The 937-nt window shown below is 42.5% G+C and carries 1 protein-coding gene; it reads left to right on the top strand.

The window, feature by feature from the left end:
• A partial coding sequence (locus EZH24_RS12630) for an NAD(P)-dependent alcohol dehydrogenase (protein ID WP_137999396.1) occupies positions 1–937 on the top strand: 937 nt, incomplete at both ends.

Genomic DNA, 937 nt, shown 5'->3' with positions numbered 1-937 from the left:
GGCATCCCGTAGGAGAAAACGATATTTTAATCGAAATCCTTTACGCTGGAATTTGCCACAGCGATATACATAGCGTTAACGGAGATTGGGGAAGCTCGCATACCTATCCCGTAGTCGTTGGACATGAAATAGCGGGAAGAGTAGTTCAAGTGGGAAGCGCGGTGACGAAATTTAAAGTAGGCGATTATGCTGGAGTAGGTTGCATGGTTAATTCATGCGGAGAATGTATAAACTGCCTCAATAATCAGGAACAATATTGCTTGGATAGAGCGGTATGGACCTACGGTTCGCCCGATAGATTTCATGATAACGAAATTACGCAAGGCGGATATTCGGATAATATAGTCGTTTCTGAAAAGTTTGCGATTTCGATTCCTTCAAACGCTCAAATGGAAAAAGTAGCTCCGTTGCTTTGCGCGGGAGTAACGACTTATTCGCCTATTCAAGTAATGAAAATAAAGAAAGGCGATAAAGTGGGAATTGCAGGATATGGCGGACTCGGACATATGGCTGTTCAATATGCGGTTAAACTTGGAGCGGATGTGACGGTTTTCGATATAACCGAGGAGAAAAGACAAGACGCTTTGAATATGGGAGCGGTTAAATATGTGAATGTAAATAACCCAAGCGACTTGCAAAACCTCGATAACACTTTAGATTATATAATCAGCACGATACCAACAAGATACGATTTGAATATGTATATGGCGATGTTGAAAAGAGGCGGCGAGATGGCGGTTTTGGGACTTCCTCCGCTTAATCAAATGCCGAGTTTAAGTTTAATGGATTTTGTAATGACGCATGGAGGAAGAAAAATGTTCGGTTCTGCAATAGGCGGAATAAAAGAAACTCAAGAGATGCTCGACTATTCCGTTGCCAACGATATTTATCCCGAAGTTGAGATTATCAAAGCCGAGCCTCGAGCGGTAGAAGAAGC

The sequence above is a fragment of the Brachyspira catarrhinii genome (assembly GCF_005518285.1).
Taxonomy (GTDB): domain Bacteria; phylum Spirochaetota; class Brachyspiria; order Brachyspirales; family Brachyspiraceae; genus Brachyspira; species Brachyspira catarrhinii.
This window is presented reverse-complemented; position numbering and strand designations above follow the sequence as displayed.